The organism is Actinoplanes lobatus, assembly GCF_014205215.1.
Classification (GTDB): domain Bacteria; phylum Actinomycetota; class Actinomycetes; order Mycobacteriales; family Micromonosporaceae; genus Actinoplanes; species Actinoplanes lobatus.
In genome coordinates this window covers 3,678,639-3,701,042 of record NZ_JACHNC010000001.1, presented here as the reverse complement: position 1 = coordinate 3,701,042, position 22,404 = coordinate 3,678,639, and the positions used below count along the sequence as shown (strand labels likewise).

Genomic DNA, 22,404 nt, shown 5'->3' with positions numbered 1-22,404 from the left:
TACTCACGCGTTCGCTCCCGTCAGGCTCAGGAAGACCTCGTCCAGGCTGGGGCTGCGCAGCGCCAGCTCGTCCACGGTGAGGCCGTGCTCGTCGAGGTCGCGGACGAGTTTCGCGAGCGCGCCGGGGTCGCTGACCGGGGCGGTGACGATCTCACCGGTGACCACGGCCGGCCCGGCGGCGACCCGGCCCACCGCGTCCCGGACCCGGGTGAGCTGGTCGGCGAAGGCGGGCCGGACGGTGACGGTCTGCGCGCCGGTCCGGGCCTTCAGCGAGGCGGGTGTGCCGGTGGCGATGACCCGGCCGTGGTCGATCACCACGATCTCGTCGGCGAGCTGGTCGGCCTCGTCCAGGTACTGGGTGGTGAGCAGCACGGTCACGCCGTCGCGGACCAGGCCGCGGACGATCTCCCACACCTCGTTGCGGCTGCGCGGGTCCAGGCCGGTGGTGGGTTCGTCCAGGTAGAGCAGGCGGGGGTGGCCGACCAGGCTGGCGGCCAGGTCGAGGCGGCGGCGCATGCCCCCGGAGTACTTCCCGGCGGCCCGGCCGGCGGCGTCCGACAGGTCGAAACGCTCCAGCAGGGTACGGGCGCGCTCGCGGGCGGCCGGACGGGACAGGCCGAGCAGCCGGCCGATCATGAGCAGGTTCTCGGTGCCGGTCAGGGACTCGTCGACCGAGGCGTACTGGCCGGTGAGGCCGATCAGCCGGCGGACCTCGTGCGGCCGCCGGACCACGTCGTGGCCGCCGACCGTCGCGTGGCCGGCGTCCGGCGGGATCAGGGTGGCCAGCACCCGTACCGCGGTGGTCTTGCCGGCGCCGTTGGGGCCGAGCAGGCCGAGCACCGTCCCGGCCCGGACGGCCAGGTCCACGCCGTCCAGGGCGGTGGTGTCGCCGTAGCGTTTCACCAGGCCCTCGGCGACGATCGCGTTCGTGTCATCCATGGTGGAGACGGTGCCCGGCGGCGCTGACACGGCGCTGATGTGAGGGTCGGCGCCGTGTCAGCGGGTATCAGAGCAGCCGGCCCAGGTCGAGGAAGACGGTCTCGCCGGTGGCGTCGTCGATGCCGTCGTTGTCGGTGACCGCGTAGGTGCGGCCGTCACCGGCGACCGCGAGGCCCTCGACCTTGTCCTGCGCCCAGCCGCCGTCCGCCTTCAAGAGCGGCAGCAGGTCCTTGATCAGCTTCTTCTCCACGGTCGGCGTACCGGTCCAGGTGGCCGGGACGTCGAAGGTGTAGATCCGCTTGATCGCGGCGAGGGCGCCGCGCTGGTTGTCCCGCTCGATCACGGCGAACGTGTTCGCGTCGACCGCGACCAGCTCGGACAGGCCGACCCAGCCGGTGGGGGCGGTGTCCAGCGGGTAGAGCAGCCACGACCAGGTCCTGGTGACGGTGTCGTAGCGGCCGATCCGGGCGGTGTTCGCCGGGTCGCCCTTGATGGTGCGCTGCACGGCCACCCACACCGAGGCGCCGACCTCGGCGATGCCCTCCAGGCCGTTGCCGGTGATCGCGGCCGCGACGTCAGGGGACAGGGGGATCTCCTCCTGCACCTCGGCGCGCGCGTTCAGGCGTACCAAAAGATTCTGACCCTCGACGGCCATCCAGTAACCGCCCTGCTTGCGCACCACCAGGCCTTCGGCGTCGTAGCCCACGGGCGCTCCGTCCCTGGTGACGGTCAGCTCGCTGTCGATGACACCGTCGGTGGTGAGGCCGAGGACGCGGGTCGGCGAGTAGACGGCGTCGGTGACGCCGGCCAGCCGGTCCCGCCTACCGGGCACCGCCGAGAGCGCGGAGAGGGCGCCCCACGGGATGTCGTTCTTCGAGACGACCTGCTGGTTCTTCGGCGAGCCGAAGCCGAGGACCTGGACGGTGCCGCGGATGCCGATCGACGGGTCCTCCTCCTCGCTGGAGACGACGACCAGACCGCGCGACGGTACGGCGACGACGCCCTCCGGCCCGTTGGTGGTCGGGAGGAGCTGCCGGAACCTCGGCTTGGCCGGGTTCGACACGTCGTAGACGGCGGTGAAGTTGCCGCGCTCGGAGTTCACGAAGACGTACGGGATGCCGCCCATCCGAGCGAACGCCACGTTCTCCGGCTCGATGCCCTTGGCGTCGGAGCGCTTGTCCGGGTACTGCCCGTAGGCGACGGCGATGTGCTCGAGGCTGTTGCCGGCGTCCCAGACGACCTTGCCGGTCCTCTTGCTGAAGATCGACCAGCCGCGCGAGCCGCCCTCGTAGTCGCCCTCGTTGGCGGTGGCGAACAGGTCGTCGGTGATCCAGGCGACGCCGTCCGGCTCCCGCTTCGCGGTGATCGTCCCGGTGAGCTCGATCCGGTCGTCGTCGAGGATGTCGACGCCGCTGACCGTGACCGTCCCCGCGTCGATGCTGTTGATGATCTTGCCGGAGCGCAGCGACACCACGGCGAGGTGGTTGTTCTCCTGGAGCGAGACGACCGCCTCGTCGCGGGAGTTGATGCTGACGTACTCGGGCTCCGGGTCGGTCGGCGCCACTGCCGACAGACCGGACAGATCGATTTTTCTGACCGCCCACGTCCGGGTGTCGACGACCGCGAGCCACCCGGCCGGCGCCTGCGGGATGGCGCCGTCGTCGACGTCCTCGTCCCGCTCGTTCTCGATGGCGACCGCGATGTAGCGGCCGCTCGGGGCGACGGCGACCGAGTCCGGCTGACCGCCGAGGTCGATCTCGCGAACGGTCTTCCGGCTCACGGCGTCGATCACGACCAGCTTGCCGGACGGGTCGGTGAAGCTGGTCCGGGTGTTGACACCGGCCAGCAGCAGACGGCCCAGGTGGGCGACCGAGGTGGGTTCGCCACCGACCGCCAGGGTGCCGGCCGGCTCGGGCGCCGCCGGGTTGGTGATGTCGACGAAGCCGAGGCGTTTGCCCGGGCTGTCGGTGTAGACGACCGTACGGCCGTCATCGGTGACGGTGGAGATCTCCGCGGCCGCCGTGTCGCCGATCGACGAGTTCAGGTAGGCCGGGAAGGTGGAGAGCCGGCGGAATTCCGGGGCGCGGCCGTGTGCCGCCGCCGCGGACGGCACTGCCAGGACCGCGACGGACACGACCGCCGAGGTGGTACGGCGAATGGACATGCGCCCTGACTACGCGATGATCTTGTCCGGTTCGTGGACGTCAGACGAACGACGCGTGCCGACCGGTGTCCAGATCAGCAGAGCCAGGCTGAACCAGACATAAATGTTGCCGCCGATCAGCTCCAGCGGTGGCCGCGGCCGTTTCTCCCACAGCCACGTCACGTGCGAAGTCATCAGAAGGTACGCCGACCAGCCCAGATAGGGACGACCGTGGAGAATGCACCGGACCAGCGCCGGAATCAGCCACACGCAGTGGTGGATCCAGGTGACCGGGCTGATCAGACAGCCCAGGATGCCGGTCAGCGCCAGGCCGCCGACCACGTCGTCGCGGCTCCTCGCCACCCGCCAGGCCCACACCGCCATGGTGGCGAGCACGCAGACCAGCCACACCCGTGACTCGACGACCTCGATCGGCAGCCGGGCCAGCAGGCCGCGCTCCGACTGGTTGGACAGGTAGTAGAGCAGGCCGACCCGGTTGGTGTCCCACAGCGCCGACGTCCAGAACTCCCGGGACTCGTCCGGGAAGATCGCCCCGGCCAGCAGGGTCGCCCCGGCCGCCGCGCCGATCGCCGTACCGAGGGCCCGCCAGCGCCGGGTGACCAGCAGGTAGAGGATGAAGACGCCGGGGGTCAGCTTGATCGCGGTGGCCAGGCCGATGCCGACGCCGGCCCACTTCCGGCCACGGGCCAGCCCGAACAGCATGTCCCCGGCGACCAGCGCCAGCAGCAGCATGTTGACCTGACCGAAGGTGATCGTCTCGCGGACCGGCTCGAACGACAGCGCCAGACAGACCGCCACCGACAGGGCGAACCACGGCGTCCAGCCCCGGCGCTTGATCTCCGGGCCGACCAGCCAGTGCATGAGCAGCGCCGTGGTGGCCACCGTCATGATCGTCGCGACGGTCATCACGCCGAGCAGCGGCAGCAGCGCCATCGGGTACATGACCAGCCCGGCGAACGGCGGATAGGTGAACCCGTACGGGGTGCCCGGCCGCAGGAAGTCGTAGACCATGCCGCCGTCACGGAACCAGTAGACGATCGCCCCGTAGTAGACCCGGGAGTCGAAGTACGTGTTACGGAACCCGGCGATGACGATCAGTGCCACCGTGATCAGCGCCAGGACGGCGACTATCGCTTTTCGCTTCATGCAGAACTTTCCACGCTAGGTAACCGGCGAGCAGGGTCATCACGATCGCGCCCTGCGCCTTGGTGGCGAGGGCGAGGTTGTAGCCGTCCGGCAGGCACAGGGCGGCGGCCACCGCGGGCGGCACCACCAACCAACGGGTGTCGCGCCGGACGGTGGCGGCCAGGACGGCCAGCGGCCACAGCGCGTACCAAGGGTGGAACACCGGCGCGAGCAGCACGGTCGCGGCCAGCGCCAGGCCGGCGTACCGCAGCGGGTCTTCTTCTCTGGCGCGCGACCACAGCACCACGAGTACCCCGGCCAGCGCGATCATCCCCAGGATCCGGGTGACGGCCACCGCGCCGGGCACGCCGAACAGCTCCAGCGTCATGCCGATCGCGGTCGGCGGCGCGGTCCACTGCACCGACACCCCGCTGCCCGCGAGACCGGACACCCAGCCCAGGCCCAGCCCGGAACCGAACGAGACGGCCGCCAGCGCACCCGCCGCTCCCCCGGCGACCATCGCCTTGCGGGGCAGCCCCGGGAACAGCAGCACCACGAACGGCACCACCACGACCGCGGTCGCCTTCACCCCGACGGCCAGCCCCAGCAGGACCCCGGCGAGCAGCGGACGGCGGGCGACGGCCGCGGTCAGCCCACCGGCCATCAGCGCCACCATCACCGCCTCGTTGTGGGCGCCGGAAACCAGATGGATCGGCACGAGCGGGCAGGCCAGCACCAGCCACACGGCACGCTCCGGCGGCACCCCGGCCCGGCGCGCGATCCTCGGAAGACACCAGCCGAGTGCCACGACACCGAGCACGGCGATCAGGCGGAGCAGGGCGACGGTCCCGGTGAGTGAGCCGCCCAGCTTCGCGGCGATCGCCGCCAGGACCAGGAACACCGGGCCGTACGGGGCCGGGGAGGTGCGCCAGGTCGGCGCCACGGCGTCGGCCCAGGGACAACCCAGAAGATCGACACCGCCGGCGTACGGGTCGAGCCCGGCCGCCTGCTGCCAGCCCTGACAGGCGTACGAGTAGACGTCGTAGCTGCCCAGCGGCAGGAACGGCAGCAGTGGCAGCGCCCACAGCCCGGCCGTGACATAGGCCCACCGCAGACCGGGAACCGCTCGGCGCCCGGCCCACCACGCACTGATCAGCAGCACCGTGCCGAGCAGCCAGCAGAGCGGCAGCAGCACGCCGTCGCGCCCGGCCAGGATGGTGCGCGGCGTCACCGTGGGTTCCCACGGGCTGCTCGCGCCGCCCAGCCAGGCCGCACCCGCCAGGAACAGACTCCCTGCCAGGCCCAGGTAACGGACGAGACGGGGACGGGGCATGACAGGGACCCTACCGTGACAGGCTGCTACCAGGACGGTGGCGGTAGGGTCGGCGGGATGTGGGTCCGGCACCGGGTGGAGTGGATCACCGCGCTGGTCGCGGTGCTCCTCGGCATCGGCTACCTGCTGCTTCCCCCGATGGGATCGGACCTGGCCGCCCAGGTCGCCCGGGCCGCCTTCTTCACCGAACACGGCGTCACCCCGGTCGATCTGCGCTGGTACGCCGGGGTCGAACAGTTCGGCTACAGCCTGGTGTCACAGCCGGTGATGGCCCTGCTCGGGGTGCGGCTGACCGGCGTTCTCACCCTGGTCGCCGGGCCGGTGCTGATGGCGGTGCTGTTCCGCCGGACCGGTGCGGCCCGCCCCCTGCTCGGCGCCCTCCTCGGGGTGGCCGGATTCGCCGGGAACCTGGTGAGCGGCCGGGTGACGTACGGCCTCGGGGTCTGCTTCGGCCTCGCCGCCATGATCCTGCTCACCGTCCCCCGGTGGCGCCGCCTCGCGGCGGTCCCCGCGTTCCTGGCCGGAGCGACAAGCCCGGTCGCCGGCCTGTTCACCGGCCTGGCCGGAGCAGCCCTGATCCTGTCCGCCCTCCGCCCCGGCTCCGCGCCCATCTCGCCCAACTCTTCGCGGGCCCCAACCGCCCTCCCGACCGACTCCCCACTGACCACACCCGCCCGCCAGCCGCGCACTTCGCAGGCCTTGACCGCCCTCCTGCATGGCCCTTCGCCGGGTCCGGCCGAACCCGGCGCGCGGACCGATCGGCGGGTGCGGGACGGGCTGCTGCTGGCTGTTCCGGCGGCGGTGCCGCTCGCGGTGACCGCGCTGCTCTTCGGTGACGGCGGGTGGATGAACATCAGCCGCACCGACACCCTGCACGCCGTGGTGACCGGGCTGCTGGTGGCGCTGCTCGTGCCGCTGCGGCCGGTTCGGATCGGGGCGCTGCTGTCGTCGGCCGGGGTGCTGGCCGCCGCGCTGATCCACACCCCGGTGGGCCTGAACGCCACCCGCCTCGCGACGATGTTCGCCCTCCCGGTGCTGGCCGCCTACGCGACATGGCCCCGGCGCGCGATGCTCCGTACCCCGCTGGGCGCTGTTCCCCGTACCGCTGAGGGGTTTGCGGAAACCTCGGCCGCGACTCGCCGCTGGAGGCCGGCGGTCGCGTTGCTCGCGCTGATCGTCGCGGTGGCGTGGTGGCAGCCGATGGTGGTGCCGGGTGACGTGCGCGACATCGGCAACCCGTCGGCGGACGAGGCCTACTTCCGGCCGCTGCGGGACCGGCTGGCGGCCGGGACGCTGACCGGACGGGTGGAGATCCCGACCACCCGGTCCTACTGGGAGGCCGCCTCGATGGGCGGGATCCCGCTGGCCCGCGGCTGGCTGCGGCAGGCCGACATCGACCGGAACCCGCTGTTCTTCACCACCGTCCCGGGCGCTTCCGGAACCGGTGTGCCGCTGACCGCCGACTCCTACCGGGCCTGGCTGGACAACGAGGCGGTCCAGTTCGTGGCCGTCCCCGACGTGGACCTGGCGTGGCCCGGCCGGACGGAGGCGGAGATGGTCACCGCCGGCCTGCCGTATCTGTCGCTGGTCTGGAGCGACGCCCACTGGCGGCTGTACGAGGTGGCCGATCCGCGCCCGATCGTGGCCGCCCCGGCGACACTGGTCCGGCAGGACGGCGCGACGATCGTCTTCGACGCGCCCGCGGCCGGCGAGGTGCCCGTCCGGGTGCGGCACCACCGCTGGCTCACCGCCTCCGGCGGCGCCACCGTGACCGCCGACGGCGAATGGACCCGGGTCCGGGTCCCGGCCGCCGGCCGGTACACGCTGACCAGCAGCCTGATCTAGGCTGCGTCGATGTTCGCGGGCATCGATGACATCGACTGGGGTTCGCTGGAGCACGCCTACGGCTCGGCCGAGGACGTGCCGGGCTGGATCCGCGGCCTGGTCGATCCGGATCCGGCGACCCGCGAGGAGTCCCTGGACGCCATGTACGGCTGCGTCCACCACCAGGGCGACGTCTACGACTCCACCGTTGCGGCGATGCCGTACCTGATCGAGGCGGTGACCACACCGGAACTGCCCGGCCGGGACGGGATCGCCGAACTGCTGGCGGGTATCGCCGACCTCCGCGAATGGCCGGACGAGGAGAAACTCGACGAGGACGGCGCCGAGATGCTGCGACAGGCGGTCCGGGCCAACGCGCTGGCCGTGGCGGCCCTGGCGCCGTTGACCGGCCTCGCCGCCGACCCGGACCCTCGGGTGCGGGCCGCCGCGCCGAAGCTCCTGGTCGCGCTCGGCCCGGCCGTACCGGACCTGCCCGCCCTGCTCACCGGCCTGCTGAACACGGAGGCCGACCCCGCCGTACGCCGGGCCCTGCTCGACGCGCTGTGCGGCGTGGAACTCGACGACGCCGGGATCGCTCATCTGCTCGCGCTCGCCGGAACCGGCCCGGCCTCCACCGCGGTGGCCGCGCTGGCGGCCGTGGCGCACACCGATCCGTACCGGGTTCCGCTCGACGGCGTGACCGGCCTGTTCGAGCGGGCCTACGCCGAACCCGGCGCTCCCGCCGAGCCGGCCGGGTTCACCACGAACACGCTGATCGGCTCGATCCGGGAGATGTGGGAGGAGAGCGCTCAGGGGCGGCGGGCGCCGCACTGCGAGCGGATCATCGAAAACCTCACCGACCCGCTCGGCCCCCGGGTGGCGGACCGGGTCGCGATCGTCGCCCCGCTGCTCGCCTCGAAGCACGACGATCTCGCCGGTGACGCGATGTTCGCCGCCAACAAGATCATCGACCGGTGGCGCGGCGATTACCGCGCGGTGGTTCTCCTGGTCGCCGACCTGCTGGATCGTCCACCGCGGATCGCCGAGATGGCCGCGAAGATGCTCGCCGACTGGGGACCGGTCGCCGCCCCCGCCGTGGAGACGGTGGCCCGGCGGTTCGCCGCGATCGACGCGCTGCCCTGGCGCGACGGCCTGCCGGAGTGGACCGTCCGGTACTCCGCGGATTCGCCCGGACTCCATCCCTACCTCAACATCCTCGCCGGGCTGGGCGACGATCGTGCCCTGTCGGCGCTGCTCACCGCCGTGCGGCTGCCGCAGCGGCCGCAATCCTCGGGATACCTGCTCGCCTCCTACCCGGGGTCGGCCGACCGGATCGTTCCGGAGATCCTGTCCGTGTTCCCGGTCCTCGCTCCCGGCGAACGCAAACCCACCGAGTGGTACGGCTTTCAGGCCGCGCTGCGCTCCTTCGGCCCGGCCGCCGCCCCGGCGGTGCCCCGGCTGCTGGCCTCGCCGTTGGACGACTGGTCGGCCGCGACGCTCGGCCGGATCGGGCCGGCGGCCGGGACGGCGCTGCCCGCCCTGCGCCGGGCCGCGACCGGCGAGGACCCGCGCCTCGCGGTGGCCTCGGCCGGGGCGCTGTGGCGCATCGACCGGGACCCGGGTGCTCTGTCGCTGCTGACCGCCCGGCTGGACGGCCCGGCCGGCGCCGACGCGTTCGAGGAGATCGCCGCGATGGGGTTGGCCGCCGCCGCGGCCGCGCCGCTGGTCGCGACGTATCTGGACGCGCCGCCGGAGGGACACTGGTGGGCACCGGCCCGGGCCGCTCTCGCGCTGTGGCGGATCAACGGTGACGCCGAGCGGGCCGCACCGGTGCTGGCCGCCGCCTGGCAGGGCAATCCGCTCACCCGGCCGAGGATCGCCGAGGCGGCCGCGGGTCCGCTCGCGGAGGCGCTGGAGCCGCTGCTGCGGGCCGAGGTCGCGGCGGACCGGCGGCACAACGTCCGGGAGAACTCGTGGTCGTCGGGTCAGGTGAGCGACGACGAACGGCTGCTGGAGCTGTGCCGGGCGGCCCTCTCGGCGCGTTTGCGCTCGCGCTGCTCGCGGGTGTAGCGCTTCCGGTTCTCCAGGTCGCGTTTCCACTGCTCGCGGGCGGGTTCGTCGCACCCCTGGACGGCGCCCCTGGTCTGCGCCGGGCCGATGAACGACCGGAAGGCCCAGTCGTCGAACGTCCGGTGGAACCACTCCGAGAACCTCGACACGACGTGCTCCTCAAACAGTTTGCAGGCCAATGATTGGTGCCCCAACGATTGCTAGAGTAGCCGTGATGAGCGAACCCGTGGAAGACCCGTTGGCGCTGGAGCAGCAGGTCTGCTTCGCGCTGTCGGTGGCCGCCCGCAGTGTCGTGGCGATCTACCGCCCGCTGCTGGAGCCGATGGGCCTGACCCATCCTCAGTACCTGGTGATGCTCGCCCTCTGGCAGCACGCCCCGCTCTCCGTACGCCGTCTCAGCGAGCTGCTGCAACTCGACCCGGGCACGCTGTCCCCGCTGCTCAAGCGGCTGGAGGCGATCGGCTACCTGCGGCGTGAGCGGGACCGCGCCGACGAGCGCAGCCTGGCGATCACACTGACCGCGCGGGGCCGGGAGCTGCGGGCCGAGGCGGAGCGGATCCCGCCCGCGGTGGTCGAGCGGCTCGGCATGCCGATCGAGGACCTTCGTCAGGTGCATGCCGCACTGACAAGAGTGATTGTGGCCGCGACCGGCTGACACCCGCACGCGTGACATCCGCGGCCCTGGATGGGCCGGGCTCGTTGGCACATGCATGTGGGTCTGTATCGACTGCGGGGAACGGAACTCCGGCACGCCGGACGAGTGCGCGGTCTGTCACCGCCCCCGCCCGGCGCGGGCCATCATCTGGGAGCCGCCCGAACCGGCTCCGCTCTGGATTCCCGAACCAGCCGATCCGGAGCCGTCCGGGCCGCCGTCGCGCAGCCGGCTACTGCCCGCCCTGCCGATCGCCGTCCTCATCGCGGCCCTGGTGACGGCCGCCGTGCTGGGCGGGCCGCGACTGCTGGGCCCGGAGCGTCCCGCCCCACGGGCGGCGCCGGTCCCGAGCACCGCGCCGACCACCCCGATCCTGGAGGACGACACGGTGGACCTGGTCACCGTGGCCGAGGCGGTCACCGATCCGCGGGCCGACGACGTGGCGGACATGCTGGAGACGTACTTCACCGGGATCAACGAGCGGGACTACCGGGCCGTCGCCGGGGTGCTCGACCCCGCCGGTGAGATCGACCCGACGGACGCCGGGCAGATGGCGGCGTTCGCCGAGGGCACGTCGACGACCCGGGACTCGGACGTCGTCCTGGTCCGGCTGGCCGAGGCGGCGTCCGGGCGGCTGCGGGCCGAGGTGACCTTCCGCAGCGAACAGAAGGACGGGCACGGGCCGCCGGAACGGCTCGACGAGACCTGCACCCGGTGGCAGGCCGTCTACGTGCTCAGCACCACCGGGAACACCTACCGCATGCTGCGCGGGGACGCCACCAACGAGCCGTGCTGATCAGGACTCCAGCACCCGCTCCATCGCGGCCCGGGACCGCCGGGTCAAGCGTAGGTACCGGTCCACGAACTCACCCGGGTCGCCGCCGCCCAGCAGGAGCACCGCGCCCGCCAGCTCGACCCCGTGCCGGGGCAGCTGGTCGGTGGGGCGGCCACGGACCAGGGTGAGGGCGTTGCGGACCTGGGCCGCCAGCGTCCAGCCGGCCGCCATCTCGGCCGCGTCCGACTCGCTGACCAGGCCCGCCCCGTCGGCCTCGGACAGCGCCTCCAGGGTCCGGGTGCGGCGTAGCCCGGGCAGCTCGTGGGCGTACCGAAGCTGGGTGAGCTGGACCGCCCACTCGACGTCGGCGAGACCGCCCCGGCCGAGTTTGGTGTGCGTGTTCGGGTCGGCGCCGCGAGGCAGCCGCTCGGTCTCCACCCGGGCCTTGATCCGGCGGATCTCGACCACCTGCTCGCGGGTGAGACCGCCGGACGGGTAGCGCATCCGGTCGGCCAGCGTCTCGAACCGCTGCCCCAGTTCCACGTCGCCGCAGACGAACCGGGCCCGCAGCAGCGCCTGCGCCTCCCACACCTTCGACCAGCGGTCGTAGTACTGCCGGTAGGCCTGGAGGCTGCGCACCAGCGGGCCCTGCCGGCCCTCCGGGCGCAGGTCGGCGTCGACGCCCAGGGCCGGATCGGGGGCGGGGGCGTTGAGCAGCCGGCGCATCTCCTCGGCGATGGCGTGCGCCGCGGCACTGGCCTCACCCTCGGGGCAGCCGGCCGGCGGCTCGTAGACGAACAGCACGTCGGCGTCGGAGGGGTAGCTCATCTCGTACCCGCCGAGCCGGCCCATGCCGATGACCGCGAACCGCAGCCCGTCCGGGCCGGGTTTGGCGCGCCGGGCGATCCGGAGCGCCGCGTTCAGGGTGGCGTCGGTGACGTCGGAGAGAGCCACCCCGATGGCGTCGACGCCGAGCGGGCGGTCCGGGGCCAGGTCGCCGCCGTGGCTCAGGATGTCCGCGCTGGCCAGCCGGAACAGCTCCCGGCGGCGCAGCGCGCGGACCGCGCCGATGGCCTTCACCGGGTCGGTGTGCCGGTCGCCGGCCGCCGCGAACCCGTCCAGCAGCTTCTCCCTCGGCCGGGGCTGGAGCTCAGAGTCCTCGGCGAGCAGGCGCAGCGCCTCCGGGTCGCGAGTGAGCAGGTCGGTGGCGTACCGGGAGAGGCTCAGCACCCGGGCCAGGCGACGGGCCACCGGTCCGCCGTCGCGCAGCAGCCGCAGATACCACGGCGTGCTGCCCAGCTTGTCCGACACCTGCCGGTAGCTGAGCAGGCCACGGTCGGGTTCCGGAGCGTCGGCGAAGTCCTGGAGCAGCATCGGCAGCAGGGTGCGCTGGATCGCCGAGGTCCGGGTGACGCCGCCGGTCAGCGCCTCCAGGTGCCGTAGCGCGGCGACCGGGTCGGCGAACCCGAGGATCTCCAGCCGGCGGCGGGCCGACTCCGGGGTCATCCGCAGCTCCTCGGCGGGCACCCGGGCGACCGCCTCCAGCAGCGGCCGGTAGAGCAGCTTGACGTGCAGGCGGCGGACGTTGGCGGCGTGCCCCACCCAGTCGGACCGGAAGGCCTCGACGGCGTGCCGGCCGGGCACGGCGGTGTACCCCAGGGCGGCCGCGAGCCAGCGAAGCCCGTCCGGATCGTCCGGCACGGTGTGCGTACGCCGAAGATTTTGAAGTTGCAGTCGATGTTCGACGCCGCGCAGGAACCGGTAGCCGCGCAGCAGCGTCTCGCCGTCCTCGCGGCCCACGTAGCCGCCGGCGACCAGGGCGCGCAGCGCCGGGAGCGTGCCGCCGCCGCGCAGCGTCTCGTCCACCCGGCCGTGCACGAGCTGGAGCAGCTGCACCGCGAACTCGATGTCACGCAGCCCGCCCGGACCGCGTTTGATCTCCCGGTCCAGTTCCTTCTTCGGCACGTTGTCGATGATCTTGCGGCGCATGTCGCGGACGTCGGCGACCGCCTCGGGCCGCTCGGCCGCGTGCCAGACCAGCGGCGCCAGATCGGCGATCCACTCCTGCGCCAGGGCCAGGTCGCCGGCCGCCGGACGGGCCTTGAGCAGCGCCTGGAACTCCCACGTCCGGGCCCAGCGCCGGTAGTAGGCCTGATGGCTGGCGAGGGTGCGCACGAGCGGGCCGCGGCTGCCCTCCGGGCGCAGCGCGGCGTCCACCGGCCAGGCCACCTGGCCGCCGATCTCGATGATCCGGGCGGCGATCGTGGTGCCGGCGCTCAGGTCCTCGTCACTCGCGGCCACGAAGATCACGTCGACGTCGGAGACGTAGTTCAGCTCGTTGCCGCCGCACTTGCCCATCGCGACGACCGCGAGACGCGGCTCCGCCACGCTCTCCGGCAGGGCGGCCACCGCGATCGCGTAGGCGGCGGCCAGCGTCTCATCGGCCAGGCGGGAGAGGGCGGCCATGGTGGGTTCCAGCCCTCTGCCGCCGGTCAGGTCGGCTGCCGCGATTCTCAGAAGCGAGATCCGGTACGCGGTACGCAGGGCCGGAACGGTCAGCTCCGTGAAGTCGGCCAGCCCTCCGTCGGCGTCCGGTGGCCCGCCGCTCGTCCCGGTGGACAGCGTCCGCCACTCCCCCGGGTTGGCCACCAGCAGGTCGCCGAGGGTGGACGACGCGCCCAGCACGGCGAGCAGCCGCCGCCGCAGACCGTGGTCGTCGGCCAGCGCCCCGAGCAGCTCGCCGGGATCGTCGCCGCGCCGCTCCACCGACTCGACGATGCGGTGCAGCTGGCGCAGCGCGAGGTTCGGGTCGGCGGCCTTGGAGAGCGCCTCGAGCAGCCCGGCGGCCCGCTCGTCGACCGGCGCCTGCGCCTCGGTGTCCCACAGCCGCAGCCCGTCCGGGCCGAGCAGGTCGGTGGCCCGGGCGCCGTTGTCGGCGAACCCGTACCGGGCCAGGCGGGGGGTGGGCCTGGTCATCACTGCCCCAGCAGTGGCAGGGTCCGGCCGACGACCTGGTTCGGGATGTCGGCGTCGGGCAGGGTGCCGAGCGCCAGGGAGGCGAAGCGGACCGCGAACGGCTGCCACACCTCCTCCACGTCGGCGAGCGACGCGGCGGTGGCCAGCACCACGGCCTCCGGGTCGTAGCCGAGCTCGGCCAGGGTGTCGCTGTCGTCGCGCACCCAGTCGGCGATCATGTCGGCGTCGCACTCGATGTGGAACTGGAGACCCCAGGCCCGGTCGCCGATCCGGAACGCCTGGTGCGGGTAGCGGGAGGAGGCGGCCAGCAGGGTCGCGTTCAGCGGCAGCTCGGTGATCTCGTCACGGTGCCACTGGGTCACGTCGGGCAGCAGCGGCACCCACTTGAACAGCGGGTCCTTGTCGGCGGCGTCGCGCTTGCCGACCAGCCCGGGACCGATCTCCGGCCCGGCCGTGCCGCGCTCGACGTGGCCGCCGTGCGCGATGGCCAGCAACTGCCCGCCGAGGCACACGCCGAGGGTCGGCACCCGGTGCCGGACCGCCTTGCGCAGCAGCCCCTCCAGGGCCGGGAACCATGGGGCGCCGGGGGTGCCGTCGGCCGACGAATACGCGTTCTGCTCGCCGCCCAGCACGATCAGGGCGAGATAGCCGTCGAGCGTCTCGGGAAGCCGGTCACCGGCGTGCGGCCGGAGCACGGTCAGCTCCAGGCCGGCTTCGGTCAGCCAGTCGCCGAGGCGCCGGGGGTCGTCACTGGGGTCGTTCTCGATGACTAGTGCGGTGGCCACCCGTCGAGGCTAACCGTTGCCGCCCGCGGAAACACCGACAGGACGCTGTCGTGACGCTCCACCAGAGTGGTCCCTGGTTCCGACAACGAGTTCCGAGGGAGAAAACCATGACAGCGGTCAACCAGATCGGCTGGTTCCAGATCGGCACCGACCAACCGGAGGCGGCCGAGCGGTTCTACGGCGAGCTGTTCGGATGGGCGTTCGCCGACGACGAGACGGCCGGCGCCGCCTACCGGATCATCACCACGCCGGGTGAGGGCGGCCTCCAGGGCGGACTCGCGAACACCGAGGGCCGGGGCCCGAACCACGCGGTCTTCTCGGTGGTGGTGGCCGACACCGAGGCCACCTGCCGGCAGGCCGAGGCGGCCGGCGGCAAGGTGCTGGTCAAGCGCACCACGGCGGACGGGCTGACCCTCGCCCACCTGCTCGACCCGTCGGGCAACCAGTTCCAGATCTTCACCCCGCCCGCGGGCTGAGATCGCCGGTCAGGCTGAACGGGGACAGGTGGTGCGGGATGTCCAGGCCGGTCTCGCTGAGCGGCCGGTGCCGCACCACCTCCCGGGTCGGTGTCGCCGTGGTGATCCGGTCCGGCCGGAACACCCGCACCGCGTCCCGCAGCCGGCACCAGGCGATCAGATACCAGCGGTCGCCGATGCCCGCGTAACCGAGCGGCTCCACCTCCCGCTCGGTCACGGCGCCGTGACGGTCGGAATAGCCGATCCGGAGCACCCGGTCCACGCCGACGGCCCGGCCGGCCAGCCGTGGCACCGGGGACGGTGGCGGGTCGCCGGCCAGGTGGATCCGCCCGGCCAGGGCGCGCGCGGCAGCCACGTCCTCCGGGCGCATGGCGGCGACCAGTTTGCGCAGCGCGCTCGCGGCGGGCTGCCGGAACGGCGTCCCGCCCATCGAGCGCAGGGCGAGGGCCATGGCGACCGCCTCCTCCGGAGTCAGGTTGACCGGGGGCAGCGTGTGCGAGCGGTCCAGGCAGTAGCCCCCGGTGCGGCCGGTCTCGGCGTAGACCGGGGTGCCGGACTGCTGGAGGGCCGAGATGTCGCGCTCCACCGTGCGCACGCTCACCTCGAAGCGCTCCGCCAGCCAGCGGGCGCTGCGCGGGCGGGGCGCCACCGCCCGCAGCTCCTCGACGAGCGCGTACAGCCGATCCGTTCGGTTCACCCCTCGCACGCTAGAGCGGGGGTACGACAGAAACGGTTCTCGCCTAGGCTCCCCGGGCATGACGACGAGCGAGTCCGCCGGCATCCGTGTGTCCACACTGGAGTTGTTCTTCGATCTGGTCTTCGTCTTCACCGTCACCCAGCTCGCCGACGCGCTCGCCCACGATCTGTCGCCGCGCGGCCTGATCGACGCCACCCTGATCCTGACCGTCGTCTGGTGGATGTACTCGGGATATGCCTGGCTCACCAACGCGGTGGCGCCGACCACCACCACCCGGCGCACCCTGCTGCTCGCCGGGATGGCCGGGTTCCTGGTGATGGCGCTGGCCATCCCGGAGGCGTTCGGGGCGTACGGCTGGATCTTCGGGGTCAGCTACCTGCTGGTGAACGTGGTCCACTCGGTACTGTTCCTGCAAGCGGGCCCGGCGGCGGTCCGGATGATGCGCACGCTCGGCCCGCTCAACCTGCTGGCCGCCGCCCTGGTGCTGGCCGGTGGTCTGCTGCCGGAGCCGTGGCGGCACCTGTGCTGGATCGCCGCGCCGCTGGTGCAGATCACGGCGGGTTACGTGCATCCGGCCGAGATGCACTCGATCTCCGCGGGCCACTTCGCCGAACGCCACAGCCTCGTCATGATCATCGCGATCGGTGAGTCGATCATCGCGATCGGGCTGGGCTTCCGGGAGGTGCACCTGGACGGTGGCGCGATCCTGGTCGCGGTCCTCGCCCTGGGCATCGCCTACTACCTGTGGTGGTGCTACTTCGCGGGCGACGACAAGCGGGCCGAGCACGTGCTGGCCGGCATGTCCGACCCGCTGCGCCGGGCCCGGCTGGCACTGAACGCCTGGGGCTACGGGCACGTGCCGATGCTGCTCGGCATCGTGGTCACGGCGGTCGGCATCAAGAAGACGGTGGGGCACGCGTTCGAGCCGCTGCACTGGGGGCCGGCCTTCGCGCTGAGCGGCGGCGTGGCCCTCTACCTGCTGGGGCACGCCGCCTTCCTGCGGCTGCTGCGGCTGTCCGGGGTGTGGCACCGGGTGGCCGGGGCCGCGCTGGTGCTCGCGGTGACACCGCTCGGCCATCTGGTCGCGATGGCGCAGCTGGCCGCGATCCCGCTGATCATGGCGGCCGGGGCGATCGCGGAGGATCTGCCCCGGATCCGTCGTCTGGGCATGACCGAAGCCATCGGTGACTTCGGCCGGAACGCGGGCTAGGTCAGGCGATGCAGGCGCAGACGATGACCGCGGCGCCGAAGTGCGACGCGGCGCTGACCAGCGCCCCCGGGTGCTTCTCCTGGGTGCAGATGACCTCGCCCAGCTTGCCCGGGGTCAGCCAGTCCAGCACCAGGAAGGCCAGGCCCATGATGCCGATGCCGACCAGGCCGAACAGCGCGGTCGAGGCCAGCCCCTCACCGAACGAGTCCCAGGTGGTGAAGATCGAGGTGAAGACGATGGCGGCGATGCCGAGCTGATTCGAGGCCAGCAGCAGCGCGGCGTTCGGGTTCTTCTCCACCCAGATCAGGTCGCGCAGCTTGCCCGGCGTGAGCACATCGATCAACACGAACCCGACCGCCATCAACCCGATGCCGATGAGCCCGAACACTATGCTGCGCCCAGCACCCTCGAGCAGTTCCTCCAGCACGGCAAACTCCCTTGTCCCGTAATCGTCGACCCAGACCGTATCGGAGCCGATCTACCACGTCGACCGGCCGAATCGATCATGGTGGTGACGTTTTTCGGTCAGGGGGCGCTGTACCAGAGGAGGCCGCATGCCGGGGTGTGGCCGACGAGAGGCTCGGAGGTCTTTGGATGGTGGCATCGGAAGACCTCGACGCCGTCGTCTCCGCGGCGCAGGCCGGTGACGAAGAGGCGTTCCGCCGGCTCTACCGGGCCCAGCAACCGGCGCTGGTGCGCTACCTCCGGGTGCTGGTCGGCGACGACGCCGAGGACGTCGCCTCCGAGTCGTGGTTGCAGATCGCCCGGGACCTGCGGAAGTTCTCCGGCGACTGGGACGGGTTCCGGGGCTGGACCGCGACGATCGCCCGGCACCGGGCCATGGATCTGCTGCGGGCCCAGCGACGCCGGCCGCAGGCCAGTGTCCCGGTCGAGTTCCTGGCCGAGATGAGCGCCGGCGACGACACCGCCGACCGGGCCCTGGAGCTGGTCACCACCGACGACGCGGTGGCCCTGATCGCGTCGCTGCCGCCGGAGATGGCCGAGGCGGTGATGCTGCGGGTGGTCGTCGGGCTGGACGCCACGAGCACCGGCCAGATCCTCGGGCGCCGGGCCGGGGCGGTCCGGACCGCCGCGTACCGGGGGCTGCGCCAGCTCGCCGCCAAGCTCGCCCAGCGGGACCCACGACACCCACCCGAACCACCCCGATCCCCCTCCCGGAAACCCGCTGTGACGACTTCGGCAGCCCCGGCGCTGAAGGAGATGAGATGACCAGCGACGAGGAGTGGACCCCGATGGACCGGACGACCGCGGAGAGCCTGCTGCGCGGCGACCGGACCGGGCTGCCCCTGGACCGGGTGCTGGCCGCCGCGAAGGCCCCGGCCACCGCCCGGGAGCTGGCCGGTGAGGCCGCCGCCGTGGCGGCGTTCCGGGTGGCCACCGCGTCCCCCGCCGGGCGCGCCCGCAGGTTCCCGGTCTTCTGGTCGACGTTGTCGAAGCTGCTCACCGTCAAGGTGGCGGCGGCCGCGTTCGCGACGACCGCGACGGTCGGCGGGGTCGCCCTGGCCGCGAACAACGGCGCCCTTCCCGGCCCGGTCAGCGCCCCGATGGCATCCGTCTCGCCGAGTGTGGCGCCCGAGCCGAAGGCGTCGCCGTACACGCCGTACACGCCGCCCACGCCGTACACGCCGTCGGCGTCGGCCCACCCCCGGTCGTCCGGTTCGCCGAGCGCCGGCCCGGACCGGGTCGCCGACCTCTGCCGCGAGTTCACCGGCCGCGACCGGGAGAACCGCCGCCGCGCGCTGGACGACGAGCGCTTCCGCGAACTGGTCCGGCAGGCCGGCGAGAAGGACCGTGCCCGGGTGGAGGGGTTCTGCGGCATCCGGCCCAGCGGCTCGGTCAGCGCCCGCCCCACGTGGGAGGGCGACCGGAGGCCGCCGAGCCGGCCGAGGATGCGCGGCGGCATGGAGGGCGGCGGCATGGAGCCACGCCGCGAATGAGCCGGCACCCGGTGGACCGGATCTGGGGAACGGGCGGTCCACCGGGTGCCTTATAGGTCAGTTGCCGGTTATGGGTCGCCCCCACCCTGCGCCCGGCGGCTGCACCAGTCAGACGGCGGCGGCTCGGACACCGCCACCGTCTGGCGCCTACAGAGAAGGGCCGGGAGCGCACACTCCCGGCCCTTCTCTCGTTCCTACGCTCAGAGGGCGCCCAGGTACCGCTGACGCTCGTACGGCGTGACCTCGCGGCGGAACTGCTCCCACTCCTGGCGCTTGTTACGCAAAAAGAAGTCGAAGACGTGCTCGCCGAGCACCTCGGCGACCAGCTCGGAGCCGGCCATCACCTCGATCGCCTCGGACAGGTTCTCCGGAAGGGCGTCGTACCCGGCGGCCTTGCGCTCGGCCGGCGACAGCGACCAGACGTCGTCCTCGGCGCCGGGGGGCAGCTCATACCCCTCCTCGATGCCCTTGAGGCCGGCGCCGAGCATGACCGCGAAGGCCAGGTACGGGTTCGCGGCGGAGTCGATCGACCGCACCTCGACCCGGGCCGAGCTGGGCTTGCCGAACGCCGGCACCCGGACCAGCGCCGACCGGTTCAGGTGACCCCAGCTCACGAACGCCGGGGACTCGGTGATCCGGTCCGGCAGCTGGAGCGGGAAGAGCCGCTTGTAGGAGTTCACCCACTGGTTGGTGATGGCGGTGTACTCCCGGGCGTGCACCAGCAGACCGGCGATGAACGCGCGCGCCGTCTTGGACAGCCGCTGCGGGTCCTCGCTGTCGAAGAAGGCGTTGCGCTCGCCCTCCATCAGCGACAGGTGGGTGTGCATGCCGGAGCCGGGCTGATCGGTGTACGGCTTCGGCATGAAGGTGGCCTTGACGCCCTGCGACAGCGCCACCTCCTTGACCACGTGCCGGAACGTCATGATGTTGTCGGCCGTGGTGAGCGCGTCCGCGTACCGGAGATCGATCTCCTGCTGGCCGGGCGCGACCTCGTGGTGGCTGAACTCGACCGAGATGCCGATCCGCTCCAGGGCCAGCACGGCCTGGCGGCGGAAGTCGCGGGCCACCGCGTGGGTGGTGTGGTCGAAGTAGCCGCCGCTGTCCACCGGGATCGGCACCGAGCCGTCGTTCGCCCCGTCCTGGATCAGGAAGAACTCGACCTCGGGGTGGGTGTAGAAGGTGAAGCCCTTCTCGGCGGCCTTGGCCAGGGCGCGGCGCAGCACGTGGCGCGGGTCGGCCCAGGCGGCGCTGCCGTCCGGCATGAGGATGTCGCAGAACATCCGGGCGCTCTCGCCGCTGGAGCCGCCCTCGAACGGGAAGACCTGGAACGTGGTGGGGTCCGGCATGGCGATCATGTCGGACTCGTAGACCCGGGCGAAGCCCTCGATCGCCGAGCCGTCGATGCCGATGCCCTCCTCGAAGGCGGACTCGAGCTCGGCCGGAGCCACCGACACGCTCTTCAGCGTGCCCAGCACATCGGTGAACCAGAGCCGGACGAAACGGATGTCGCGCTCCTCGAGCGTGCGAAGCACGAACTCCTGCTGTCGGTCCACTGCCACCCCTCGTCCGGATGTCTACCTATCGAGGTGAGACTACGCTGCGCGCGCCCTGTGACGTCGGCCCGGGTCAGGATCGATTCACCGGTTCGGAGGGAAGAATGAGGGCATGCCCACGCTGCGCATCGCCCTCGCTCAGGTGAACTCGACAGTCGGTGACATCTCCGGAAACGCGGCCGCGGTGCGCCGCTGGACACGGGAGGCGGCCGGCGCCGGCGCGCACCTGGTGGCGTTCCCGGAGATGATGCTGACCGGCTACCCCATCGAGGACCTGGTCTTCCGGAACTCGTTCGTGGAGGCCTCCCGGCGGGCGCTGCGATCGCTGGCCGCCGACCTCGCCGCCGACGGGCTGGGCGAGGTGGCCGTCGTGGTCGGCTACGTGGACGCCGACGGCCCGGCCGCGATCAGCTCCGACGCCGAGCCCGGCGTGGGCCGGCGGGACGCGTCCGCGCTGCTGCACCGCGGCGAGGTGGTGGCCACCTACTACAAGCACCACCTGCCCAACTACGGCGTCTTCGACGAGGACCGGTATTTCGAACCCGGCGACACGCTCACCGTGGTCCGGCTCGGCGGGGTGGACGTGGCGCTCACCGTCTGCGAGGACATCTGGCAGGCCGGCGGGCCGTTCACCGCGGCACGGCGGGCCGCCGTCGGGCTGGTCGTCAACATCAACGCCTCGCCGTACGAGCTGAACAAGGACGACGTCCGGCTCGCGCTGGTCCAGCGGCGGGCGGTCGAGGCGGGCGCCACGGTCGCGTTCGTGAACATGGTCGGCGGGCAGGACGAGCTGGTCTTCGACGGCGACTCGATGATCGTGTCCGCGGAGGGGGAGCTGCTCGCCCGTACCGGTCAGTTCGTCGAGGAGCTGTTGGTCCACGACCTGGACCTTCCGCGGGCGGCCGATGGGCCGCCGGCCCCGGAGCACGGCGACGGGATGCGGATCGGCCGCCGGGAGGTCGCCCTCAAGACGGACATTCCGCACCAACGTCGCAGCGGCGGCATCGCCGGCCGGATCGAGGACGCGGCCGAGATCTGGTCCGCCCTGGTCCTGGGCCTGCGCGACTACGTCGACAAGAACCGCTTCCGCTCGGTGATCCTCGGCCTCTCCGGCGGCATCGACTCCGCGGTGGTCGCCGCCATCGCCGTCGACGCCCTCGGCCCGGAGCGGGTGGTCGGCGTCTCACTGCCCAGCGGCTACTCGTCGGACCATTCCCGCGACGACGCCGCTGACCTCGCCAAGCGCACCGGCCTCGACTACCGCACCGAGCCCATCCAGGCGATGGTCGACGGCTTCCTGGCGAACATGTCGCTCTCCGGCCTCGCGGTGGAGAACCTCCAGGCCCGGGTCCGCGGCGTGATCCTGATGGCGCTCTCCAACCAGGAGGGCCACCTGGTCCTGACCACCGGGAACAAGAGCGAACTGGCGGTCGGCTACTCGACCCTCTACGGCGATTCGGTCGGCGGGTTCAATCCGCTCAAGGATGTGCCGAAGACCATGGTGTGGCAGCTCGCACGATGGCGGAACACCCAGCCCGGCACGCCCCCGATCCCGGAGAACTCGATCACCAAGGCGCCGAGCGCCGAGCTGCGCCCCGGCCAGAAGGACTCCGACTCGCTGCCCGACTACGAGATCCTCGATCCGATCATCAAAGGGTACGTGGACCGCGACCTGGGCCGCGACGAGCTGATCGCGGCCGGCAACGACCCGGCCCTGGTCGACCGGACACTCCGCATGATCGACCTCGCGGAGTACAAACGGCGCCAGTCCGCCCCCGGCACCAAGATCTCCGGAAAGGCGTTCGGCCGTGATCGTCGCCTACCTATTACCAACCTGTTTCGCGAGGGCAGCTGAAGTGCGAGGATG

General features: G+C 72.4%; 19 protein-coding genes. 9 read left to right on the top strand and 10 right to left on the bottom strand.

Going from position 1 to position 22,404, the window contains the following annotated elements; genetic code table 11:
* Window positions 1–3: 3 nt before the first annotated feature.
* The 4 genes from BJ964_RS17440 to mptB all read right to left on the bottom strand — a co-directional run bounded on the left by BJ964_RS17440 (window position 4) and on the right by mptB (window position 5,561).
* Entirely contained in the window at window positions 4–939 is a 936-nt protein-coding gene (locus BJ964_RS17440) for an ATP-binding cassette domain-containing protein (protein ID WP_188121645.1), read from the bottom strand.
* A 67-nt stretch (window positions 940–1,006) separates the two neighbouring features.
* Window positions 1,007–3,103 (bottom strand): esterase-like activity of phytase family protein, encoded by a 2,097-nt coding sequence (locus tag BJ964_RS17435; protein WP_188121644.1) that lies wholly within the window; start codon window positions 3,101–3,103, stop codon window positions 1,007–1,009.
* Window positions 3,104–3,112: 9 nt separating this feature from the next.
* The gene (locus BJ964_RS17430) at window positions 3,113–4,249 is read right to left on the bottom strand and encodes a glycosyltransferase 87 family protein (RefSeq protein ID WP_188121643.1); all 1,137 of its coding nucleotides are present in this window, start codon (window positions 4,247–4,249) and stop codon (window positions 3,113–3,115) included.
* Window positions 4,176–5,561: a polyprenol phosphomannose-dependent alpha 1,6 mannosyltransferase MptB gene (gene mptB, locus BJ964_RS17425; protein WP_188121642.1), complete on the bottom strand. Its 1,386-nt coding sequence runs from the start codon at window positions 5,559–5,561 to the stop codon at window positions 4,176–4,178. The genes BJ964_RS17430 and mptB overlap by 74 nt, the downstream gene beginning before the upstream one ends.
* 57 nt (window positions 5,562–5,618) lie before the next feature.
* Here mptB and BJ964_RS17420 point away from each other — a divergent pair, with 57 nt between their 5' ends.
* Together BJ964_RS17420 and BJ964_RS17415 are read left to right on the top strand one after the other, a co-directional pair.
* A complete protein-coding gene (locus BJ964_RS17420) occupies window positions 5,619–7,406 on the top strand; it encodes a hypothetical protein (RefSeq protein ID WP_188126999.1) in 1,788 nt (595 codons plus the stop codon).
* A 9-nt stretch (window positions 7,407–7,415) separates the two neighbouring features.
* A complete protein-coding gene (locus tag BJ964_RS17415; RefSeq protein WP_188121641.1) occupies window positions 7,416–9,455 on the top strand; it encodes a HEAT repeat domain-containing protein in 2,040 nt (679 codons plus the stop codon).
* On the opposite strand, the gene BJ964_RS17410 is transcribed toward BJ964_RS17415, so the two are convergent.
* Window positions 9,371–9,604 carry a hypothetical protein gene (locus BJ964_RS17410; RefSeq protein WP_188121640.1) on the bottom strand — a complete coding sequence of 78 codons (234 nt, stop codon included), beginning with the start codon at window positions 9,602–9,604 and terminating at the stop codon, window positions 9,371–9,373. The genes BJ964_RS17415 and BJ964_RS17410 overlap by 85 nt on opposite strands.
* Before the next feature lie 65 nt (window positions 9,605–9,669).
* On the opposite strand from BJ964_RS17410, the gene BJ964_RS17405 reads away from it, so the two are divergent.
* Together BJ964_RS17405 and BJ964_RS17400 are read left to right on the top strand one after the other, a co-directional pair.
* Entirely contained in the window at window positions 9,670–10,110 is a 441-nt protein-coding gene (locus tag BJ964_RS17405) for a MarR family winged helix-turn-helix transcriptional regulator (protein ID WP_188121639.1), read from the top strand.
* Window positions 10,111–10,165: 55 nt separating this feature from the next.
* A complete protein-coding gene (locus BJ964_RS17400; RefSeq protein ID WP_188121638.1) occupies window positions 10,166–10,903 on the top strand; it encodes a hypothetical protein in 738 nt (245 codons plus the stop codon).
* On the opposite strand, the gene BJ964_RS17395 is transcribed toward BJ964_RS17400, so the two are convergent.
* Both BJ964_RS17395 and BJ964_RS17390 read right to left on the bottom strand, forming a co-directional pair.
* Window positions 10,904–13,858, bottom strand: a complete 2,955-nt coding sequence (locus tag BJ964_RS17395; protein ID WP_188121637.1) for a bifunctional [glutamine synthetase] adenylyltransferase/[glutamine synthetase]-adenylyl-L-tyrosine phosphorylase — start codon at window positions 13,856–13,858, stop codon at window positions 10,904–10,906.
* Window positions 13,858–14,643, bottom strand: coding sequence for a type 1 glutamine amidotransferase (locus BJ964_RS17390; RefSeq protein ID WP_188121636.1), 786 nt, complete (start codon window positions 14,641–14,643; stop codon window positions 13,858–13,860). Before BJ964_RS17390 ends, BJ964_RS17395 begins: the two co-directional genes overlap by 1 nt.
* A gap of 107 nt (window positions 14,644–14,750) precedes the next feature.
* Between BJ964_RS17390 and BJ964_RS17385 the strand changes: the two genes are divergently transcribed.
* Window positions 14,751–15,119, top strand: a complete 369-nt coding sequence (locus BJ964_RS17385; protein WP_188121635.1) for a VOC family protein — start codon at window positions 14,751–14,753, stop codon at window positions 15,117–15,119.
* Here the strand turns inward: BJ964_RS17385 and BJ964_RS17380 are convergent.
* Window positions 15,100–15,816, bottom strand: a complete 717-nt coding sequence (locus BJ964_RS17380; RefSeq protein WP_203832535.1) for a helix-turn-helix transcriptional regulator — start codon at window positions 15,814–15,816, stop codon at window positions 15,100–15,102. The two genes, BJ964_RS17385 and BJ964_RS17380, sit on opposite strands and share 20 nt — an antisense overlap.
* 58 nt (window positions 15,817–15,874) lie before the next feature.
* On the opposite strand from BJ964_RS17380, the gene BJ964_RS17375 reads away from it, so the two are divergent.
* Entirely contained in the window at window positions 15,875–17,026 is a 1,152-nt protein-coding gene (locus tag BJ964_RS17375; protein WP_188121633.1) for a low temperature requirement protein A, read from the top strand.
* 1 nt (window position 17,027) lies between these two features.
* Here BJ964_RS17375 and BJ964_RS17370 read toward each other — a convergent pair whose 3' ends face one another.
* A complete protein-coding gene (locus BJ964_RS17370; protein WP_188121632.1) occupies window positions 17,028–17,453 on the bottom strand; it encodes a DUF350 domain-containing protein in 426 nt (141 codons plus the stop codon).
* 167 nt (window positions 17,454–17,620) lie between these two features.
* Here BJ964_RS17370 and BJ964_RS17365 point away from each other — a divergent pair, with 167 nt between their 5' ends.
* Together BJ964_RS17365 and BJ964_RS17360 are read left to right on the top strand one after the other, a co-directional pair.
* Entirely contained in the window at window positions 17,621–18,256 is a 636-nt protein-coding gene (locus tag BJ964_RS17365; protein ID WP_188121631.1) for an RNA polymerase sigma factor, read from the top strand.
* Window positions 18,253–18,984: a hypothetical protein gene (locus BJ964_RS17360; protein WP_188121630.1), complete on the top strand. Its 732-nt coding sequence runs from the start codon at window positions 18,253–18,255 to the stop codon at window positions 18,982–18,984. The genes BJ964_RS17365 and BJ964_RS17360 overlap by 4 nt, the downstream gene beginning before the upstream one ends.
* Before the next feature lie 200 nt (window positions 18,985–19,184).
* Here BJ964_RS17360 and BJ964_RS17355 read toward each other — a convergent pair whose 3' ends face one another.
* Window positions 19,185–20,537 (bottom strand): glutamine synthetase family protein, encoded by a 1,353-nt coding sequence (locus BJ964_RS17355; RefSeq protein ID WP_188121629.1) that lies wholly within the window; start codon window positions 20,535–20,537, stop codon window positions 19,185–19,187.
* 112 nt (window positions 20,538–20,649) lie between these two features.
* Here BJ964_RS17355 and BJ964_RS17350 point away from each other — a divergent pair, with 112 nt between their 5' ends.
* A complete protein-coding gene (locus BJ964_RS17350; RefSeq protein WP_188121628.1) occupies window positions 20,650–22,392 on the top strand; it encodes an NAD+ synthase in 1,743 nt (580 codons plus the stop codon).
* Window positions 22,393–22,404 lie beyond the last annotated feature (12 nt).

What these genes read in the sequence shown, in the direction of transcription:
- BJ964_RS17440 (WP_188121645.1), bottom strand. Translation starts at nt 939, where the DNA reads ATGGATGACACGAACGCGATCGTCGCCGAGGGCCTGGTGAAACGCTAC.
- BJ964_RS17435 (WP_188121644.1), bottom strand. Translation starts at nt 3,103, where the DNA reads ATGTCCATTCGCCGTACCACCTCGGCGGTCGTGTCCGTCGCGGTCCTG.
- BJ964_RS17430 (WP_188121643.1), bottom strand. Translation starts at nt 4,249, where the DNA reads ATGAAGCGAAAAGCGATAGTCGCCGTCCTGGCGCTGATCACGGTGGCA.
- mptB (WP_188121642.1), bottom strand. Translation starts at nt 5,561, where the DNA reads ATGCCCCGTCCCCGTCTCGTCCGTTACCTGGGCCTGGCAGGGAGTCTG.
- BJ964_RS17420 (WP_188126999.1), top strand. Translation starts at nt 5,619, where the DNA reads ATGTGGGTCCGGCACCGGGTGGAGTGGATCACCGCGCTGGTCGCGGTG.
- BJ964_RS17415 (WP_188121641.1), top strand. Translation starts at nt 7,416, where the DNA reads ATGTTCGCGGGCATCGATGACATCGACTGGGGTTCGCTGGAGCACGCC.
- BJ964_RS17405 (WP_188121639.1), top strand. Translation starts at nt 9,670, where the DNA reads ATGAGCGAACCCGTGGAAGACCCGTTGGCGCTGGAGCAGCAGGTCTGC.
- BJ964_RS17400 (WP_188121638.1), top strand. Translation starts at nt 10,166, where the DNA reads ATGTGGGTCTGTATCGACTGCGGGGAACGGAACTCCGGCACGCCGGAC.
- BJ964_RS17395 (WP_188121637.1), bottom strand. Translation starts at nt 13,858, where the DNA reads ATGACCAGGCCCACCCCCCGCCTGGCCCGGTACGGGTTCGCCGACAAC.
- BJ964_RS17385 (WP_188121635.1), top strand. Translation starts at nt 14,751, where the DNA reads ATGACAGCGGTCAACCAGATCGGCTGGTTCCAGATCGGCACCGACCAA.
- BJ964_RS17375 (WP_188121633.1), top strand. Translation starts at nt 15,875, where the DNA reads ATGACGACGAGCGAGTCCGCCGGCATCCGTGTGTCCACACTGGAGTTG.
- BJ964_RS17365 (WP_188121631.1), top strand. Translation starts at nt 17,621, where the DNA reads ATGGTGGCATCGGAAGACCTCGACGCCGTCGTCTCCGCGGCGCAGGCC.
- BJ964_RS17360 (WP_188121630.1), top strand. Translation starts at nt 18,253, where the DNA reads ATGACCAGCGACGAGGAGTGGACCCCGATGGACCGGACGACCGCGGAG.
- BJ964_RS17350 (WP_188121628.1), top strand. Translation starts at nt 20,650, where the DNA reads ATGCCCACGCTGCGCATCGCCCTCGCTCAGGTGAACTCGACAGTCGGT.